General features: G+C 33.9%; 7 protein-coding genes and 1 pseudogene. 2 read left to right on the forward strand and 6 right to left on the reverse strand.

Going from position 1 to position 6,445, the window contains the following annotated elements; translation table 11 throughout:
- Positions 1 to 233 precede the first annotated feature (233 nt).
- The 5 genes and pseudogenes from ACO6FI_RS06940 to ACO6FI_RS06960 all read right to left on the reverse strand — a co-directional run.
- The gene (locus tag ACO6FI_RS06940) at positions 234 to 365 is read right to left on the reverse strand and encodes a hypothetical protein (RefSeq protein WP_485456716.1); all 132 of its coding nucleotides are present in this window, start codon (positions 363 to 365) and stop codon (positions 234 to 236) included.
- A 17-nt stretch (positions 366 to 382) separates the two neighbouring features.
- A complete protein-coding gene (locus ACO6FI_RS06945; RefSeq protein WP_485456717.1) occupies positions 383 to 565 on the reverse strand; it encodes a Sec23/Sec24 zinc finger-containing protein in 183 nt (60 codons plus the stop codon).
- Positions 566 to 578: 13 nt separating this feature from the next.
- On the reverse strand, positions 579 to 869 hold the full coding sequence (locus ACO6FI_RS06950; RefSeq protein WP_485456718.1) for a hypothetical protein: 291 nt from the start codon (positions 867 to 869) through the stop codon (positions 579 to 581).
- Positions 870 to 948: 79 nt separating this feature from the next.
- Positions 949 to 1,215: a hypothetical protein gene (locus ACO6FI_RS06955; protein ID WP_485456719.1), complete on the reverse strand. Its 267-nt coding sequence runs from the start codon at positions 1,213 to 1,215 to the stop codon at positions 949 to 951.
- Positions 1,216 to 1,533: 318 nt separating this feature from the next.
- Positions 1,534 to 1,815, reverse strand: a pseudogene (locus tag ACO6FI_RS06960) (IS66 family transposase); the annotation flags it as partial.
- A 333-nt stretch (positions 1,816 to 2,148) separates the two neighbouring features.
- Here ACO6FI_RS06960 and ACO6FI_RS06965 point away from each other — a divergent pair.
- Positions 2,149 to 2,457: an RNA-guided endonuclease TnpB family protein gene (locus ACO6FI_RS06965; RefSeq protein ID WP_485456720.1), complete on the forward strand. Its 309-nt coding sequence runs from the start codon at positions 2,149 to 2,151 to the stop codon at positions 2,455 to 2,457.
- A gap of 353 nt (positions 2,458 to 2,810) precedes the next feature.
- Here the strand turns inward: ACO6FI_RS06965 and ACO6FI_RS06970 are convergent.
- Positions 2,811 to 4,231 (reverse strand): IS3 family transposase gene (locus ACO6FI_RS06970; protein ID WP_485456721.1). Its coding sequence is split into 2 segments (ribosomal slippage): positions 2,811 to 3,664 and positions 3,664 to 4,231, totalling 1,422 coding nucleotides; the frame shifts between segments, so codons are not numbered across the junction.
- 693 nt (positions 4,232 to 4,924) lie between these two features.
- On the opposite strand from ACO6FI_RS06970, the gene ACO6FI_RS06975 reads away from it, so the two are divergent.
- Complete coding sequence (locus tag ACO6FI_RS06975; RefSeq protein ID WP_485456722.1) at positions 4,925 to 6,337, forward strand: hypothetical protein; 1,413 nt, start codon at positions 4,925 to 4,927, stop codon at positions 6,335 to 6,337.
- Positions 6,338 to 6,445 lie beyond the last annotated feature (108 nt).

The following is a 6,445-nucleotide window of genomic DNA, read 5'->3' on the forward strand; positions in this document are numbered from 1 at the left end:
TTCAACACACCTTTATACCACATTGAAAACTTGGCGCCTACATCAGTTGTACACCAATTGTTACCATAATAAATAAGCAAACCCATTTTCTCCATAATTTTGTTTAGAGCGTTTACACTTTTTATATCTAATCCCATATCCTGCAATTTTTTACTACTTCGATTTTGTATAAATCTCCATTGTAATTATATGGCATAGTTTTGCCTCTTTACCTTATCCTTGAATTATCAATTTTAGTTGTTATCTCTCTGTGCAGATGTGGTTAATTCCATCATCTTTCGCGCATATGTATCACCATCAATTTCTTCATTGGCATACTGTTGCATAAGCTCATCAATCTGTTCTTTAAGTTCTTCTCTTGTCATTTTGTTTGCCTCAAAAATTAATTATTAACATTTCTAAAATCTTCTTCTGACTCGTAAATATCATCAGAGGAAATACTATTTTTATAACCGCACTCGGTACACTTCCATACATAATGATGGTCGTCAAATCCTGGTTGGTCATTTAAATAAGCATTGCAACGGTCACAATACCAATCAATCCCCGGAAATCTTTCACTCATTTTCAATACCTCCTTATTCATCTGGATGCGTAGCATCATACTCTTTAATACCCTTTATGATTTCTTCTTTTGCCTTTTCTATCTCAGCAGCATTATTTTTCTTTTTATATTTGGAGTAATCAACTACTTTGATAGTTGCGGCAGTTACTAAAGAGGCTCCGATTACTGCAACACCTATCCAAGGTGCCATCTCCATTTTGCCTGCATCTTTACTTGCCTTTTCAAGTAGCTCAACATACTTTTCAGGGCCTCCAGCGGTCTTGGCCGCCTTTGACAATTCTGCGTAATCCCAATTCTGTGCCATACTATTCCTCCTCTTGACCTCGAACCTTTTCATCAAATTCTTTTATGAGCTTTTTTGCTTCATCGATACGTTGCTGTTCTTATTCAATCTCCTCCTGAAGATGCTTTATACTTTTTTTCTTTCGAACAATGTTTTCTTTAGAAGATTGTATATTAGCTAACAGCAGTTTACATATTTCTGATGTATTTACATGAGCATTTTTGATTTCATCATTCTTAATAAATTGTTGAGCAAGAAATTTTTCAACAATGGCAACGGTTTCTGTAGTAAGTCCAACTGGAGAAACTAACAGCCCACCTGAAATTCCGGCGTACTTAGGAGAGGTCTTTAGAAAAGCATTCAGCATAGGTTTTGTTACTATATTTCCACATTTTCTTGATTCCTGAATCGCTTCAAGCTTACCTGGACGAATCCACCTTCTGACGGTTTATGGATTTGTATTTAGCATATCAGCTATTTCTCTTACGCTATAAGTATCCATAGCAATCCATAGCAATTCCTCCTTGTGGTATTATTATATCACGACAAATGTATTAATATAATATAAATATAGTAATAAACTGCAAGCATTATATTAACAATGGTTACTGTACACAGGTAAGCTTGTCTTCTACATCTTAATCCGTTAAACTTATGGAGTCTAACACACTGGTCAAGCTCCATATTATATATTAAAGATTTCCTTGACATCGGTGTAAAGGTTTAGATTATTTTTTCGTACTCCAAGCAGCACTCCCTTGCTCTTACATAATTCTTCGATGCTTTCAAAGCTTCGAAATGTCATTGTAAAAGTCTGCTTCCTCTTATAATCTCTTAAACAGCGTTCTGCTGTATTGTTTATAGTTAGCACCCTCATATCATGCAGGAAGAGCAGATGTTGCGTTTTATATTCCTGCATCCAGCGATACAGGTTGTATCCATCACGATAATAAGGGCTTGGCTCATGAAGTGTTTTTCAAAGAACATGCAGGTTATCTGTAGTTTAAGAGTAAGCGTGGTAATCATAAGTCATATACAACCAATTTTACAAATGGGAATATAACTGTAGATTTTGATAGAGGAAGGATAAAGCTGCCAAAATTAAAAAGGGTAAAAATATAATTACATAGAAAATTCTTAGGTCAGATAAAGGCGGCAACTATATCTAAGGTACCAAGTGGCAAGTACTATGTGTCTATTCTTGTAGAAACCGAACATAGTCCACTTGTAAAGTCAAACGGACGGATAGGAGTGGATTTAGGAATAAAAGATTTATGTATCACATCAGACGGGAAGAAATATGAAAATTCGAAGACAATTAAAAAATATGGTAAAAAATCATAATTCAGCAAAATCTATCAGCGATACATCATGTTATGAGCTGACAAGACAACTTGAATATAAGTCAAAATGGAACGGCAGAAATTATATTAAGATTGATAGATTTTATGCAAGCAGTCAGCTATGTTTTAGTTGTGGATATAAAAATACAAATGTAAAAGATCTAAAAGTAAGAAATTGGATATGCCCTTTCTGCAATACAAAACATAATAGAGATATCAATGCGGCAAAAAACATATTGGCAGAAGGATTAAGAAAAGTAGTATAAGAAAAACAATAGGGCAGGGACTGCCCGAATTAACGCCTGTGGAGACAGTAGGTTGCGAGGTCAGCGAAGCAGGAAACCCATAGGCTTTAGGCTATGAGTAGTTCACAGCCGATACTGCAGACAAATAGGAATAGGTTTACGGTAAAAGTACTTTTCATCTGCCAAAGCAGTGTTTAAGGGATGGGATGAAAACCTTAATTTTATTAGGTTTCTTTGATGTAAGTATAGAATTTACGCCTTATTCACTCCTTTGGAAGATCGAAATAGTTGGAATAGTAAAGGTGTGGGAAATGATGCGACCCCCAAAAGTTAGACTTTTTAGCGTAGCAGTTCATATGGCTGCTACGCTATTTTTATACAGCCAAGAGTCTAAGCCTGTATTGCACTGGACTTAGCCATCCTAGTTTTTCTTTAATTCTTTGTTCATTGTAATACTTTATGTACCGTTCGATTTCTGACTTTAGCTCATCATAGCTATAGTAAATAACACCATAATAGATTTCTTGTTTAAGCAATCCAAAGAAATTCTCCATAACGGAGTTATCGTGACAGTTTCCCTTAAGAGACATACTTTGGAAGATTTGTTCTTCCTTAAGACGATGAGAGTATGCTTTCATTTGGTAAGCCCAGCCTTGATCCGAATGGAAAGTTCTTCTATATTTGCAATCGGATGTTATTACAATAGCTTGTTCCAATGCATCCATAACATTCTTTGCTGAAGGGTGCTTGTCAATTCCATAGCTTATAATTTCACCATTACACATATCCATAAATGGATCTAGATAAAGCTTATGTATTGTCATGTGACCTTTAGCATTAATCTCATAATACTTAAACTCTGTAGTATCTGTTGTAATCTTCTGATGTGGTATATATGTGTTAAATCGTCTCCTTATACGATTAGGGGCAACCGTTCCAATTTTTCCTTTGTACGAACTGTATTTGCGGCTTTTTCGAATGAAAGAAGTAACCTGTAAACCAAGCTTCTGCATTATGCGTTGTACTTTCTTTTTGTTTACACAATAGCCTTGATTTCTTAATTCTCCAACAACTCGACGATAGCCATAATTCTTGTGAGTCTCTCTGATTTCAATAATCTTCTCCTCGATTTCTTTGTCAGGGTTTTCCTTATCGATTCTTTTCTGCCAGTACATATATGTTGCTTTAGGCATACCTGTATAAGAGAGAAGGTCTTTTAGTTTGAATTCTCCTCGGAGGCTGTTGATGACGAGTGCCTTTCTCTCATTTTTGCCTCGTCCTCTAAACGCAGCCTCCTCAGTTCTTTTAAAAAGGCATTCTCAATTCTTAACTTAAGCAGTTCGTCTTCTAATTCTCTAATATGTTCTGCACTTGTATCAACTATTCTTTCTTCCGCTTCCTGAGCTTTAATATCTATCTTAGGTTTATCCAACGTTTTCTTTCGACCTTTCTTGCGAGATTTCAAAGCATCAGGACCGGCAGCACGAAAGCGATTAACCCAGTTAGTAATCATACTTGGATTGCTAATCCCTTCTTGAATCGCCAAGTCTTGATATGAAATTTCACTTGATAGATATAACTCTACAACAGAAATCTTCTTTTCGAAAGAGTATTTTGATTGTTTACGAGAACGCATTAATCCTTCATCACCGAACGCATTGTATGCATTAATCCATTTGCGTAACTGTGAATCGGAGCCAAGTCCATATTTTTTGGAAAGATATGACGTTCCACCTTTGCCATCCAAATATTCTAAAACAACTTTCTTCTTGAATTCAAAACTATGTTTTGCCATAAAAATACCGACCTCCTAATCATTAGATTTTGGTCTAACTTTTGGGGGTCTGTACAAAAATCTTGCATCTTTTTGTTGCATTAGAAAGCAGGAATTTTAGTCTTGTGTGAGTATTCTTTTTTGTACTATAATGATCATCCTACTTATGCAGTAATGAAGAAAGAATTGAAAGCTAGTGGGGTAGAACGGAAAAACAAGCAAGTGAATTGGGAGAAATTGCCGGTGTTGTTTTGGAACTTGGATATTTTATTGATTTTTGGGAAAAGGATTAGAGGATCATTGATTGTAGCACTGTCACAGACAAGAGAGCTACAAGAAGAGGAACGGGGGTGAAAATTCAATTAACGAGGTAGATGTTGGAGGAATATGTATGGTCAAAGAATTAGACACATTTCGGAAGAACTTTGCAGATTATGAAGAACAGTATGTTTTAATATTTATACACATGTAGGACTTGAGGATGTAGAAAAGGAACTTCAGAAGATGAAGATATTGGGAAGCGCCAGAAAAGAGATGGGAATTTCGGATATGGATGATAAGCTTTTGAAACAGAACATGTTCAAGGTGGTTTGATAGCAGAATATTTATGTAAACTGGTGGCACTCAGGCTTATGGCTGGGGTACCTTTTTCTAGTAAAAATTTCAGTATTCTGTTAAAATAAGATATAAAATGAGTAGGAGAGTGTTACCTATATGAAAAAAATAAATGAGAATTTTTGCGGCTATATAAAGGTGAAAGACGATACTTATACATATAATGTATCAGATAATATAGTCACTTTACTTCCAGCACAAAGTGACGAAAAAAAAAGATATGATTCTCTATCTCGTATAAAATCACACATTACAGATACACCGGAATATTTATTTGGTAAAGATGAAGATAGTATGATTGCGATATTGCGTAAAGGAAAATTTATTACAAATCTTATTGGTACTAATGTGGCGATTAGATTTGCAACGCCTATTATTATAAAGGCAGCTGGAAATACTCAAGGATTTTTTAGTATGTTGACGGAAGATTGGGGGAAATTTCATGCAATTACATTTTTTGGTGGAAATATAAATGCATTACATACTCCTGATATAGCAATAGAGCAACCAGATATCTCTGAATTATTAAAATATGATGGGAAAAGAACTATAAAAATGCGTCCTTTGAGTGACTACACTCGTAAAACAAAATTTCAGATTGAAAATGAAAAAGTAACATTAACTGTTTCAGTAGAACAAACATCAGAAACTAATAATGCAGAAAATAAAGTGGCATATAATCTTGGAAAAATGTGTACGTTTTTTCGATTCTCGTTTGAAAATGCTCAGAAATTTGAAAAGATAGAAAAATACTACATTATAGTAAAAAAAATAGTTGCGATTTTGACCTCTCAAAATAACGTTTGTTTTGAAGAGGTATATCTTAGTCAAAGAAATTCTGAACAAAAGTATTTTAAGACAGGAATATGCAAAATTTTTGAACATTATGAGAATTATTCTATAAGGCAAAGGCTTAAAGTAATTCCAATATTTAGTGTTTTTGATTATATTCCCAATTTAGTAAATGGAATTATAAATAATAAGGCTGATTCATTGCTTGAACTTCTTCCGGAAGATAATAAAATGGTTAATCGAATATCAATTAAAAATATTCAAGATTTATGTACGGCATTAGAAGTTTCTTACCATCTAGGTGGTAAGAGAAAAAGATATAAAGATACGCTTATTGAGGAACTAAAAAAGAATATTAAAAATACGATAGCAGAATTTGCCAAAGAACATAATGAGATTGATGTGAATAAGGAAACTACAATGAGTAGTGCTTTTCAATATCTGGATTATACATTGAAGCAGAAAATCCTTATACTATATAATGAAAATAATGATGTAGTGAATGAAATCGTGTCAAAATACTCATTACCGTCAGTAAATGAGAAAAGTATAGCATCTTTTGTAAAATTGCGTAATAATAAGACACATTCCGGCACAGTTGAATGGGGAGAGAGCGCAAATATATATACCCCTTTGTTTGCTATTGTTTATGCCAGTTTTTTTAAATATATTGAATTGCCGGATGAAGTAATTAAATATATATTATTAAGAATTTTTTAGGATTCTGTATTATTCTGATATCAAATTGATAAAGCAAACCTTCTTCAGATGACATATATGATCATTGCAGGCTATTTTGAAGATGATTCTTCAGATGAACTTACAAAT

Source organism: Lachnoanaerobaculum sp. (genome assembly GCF_057250505.1).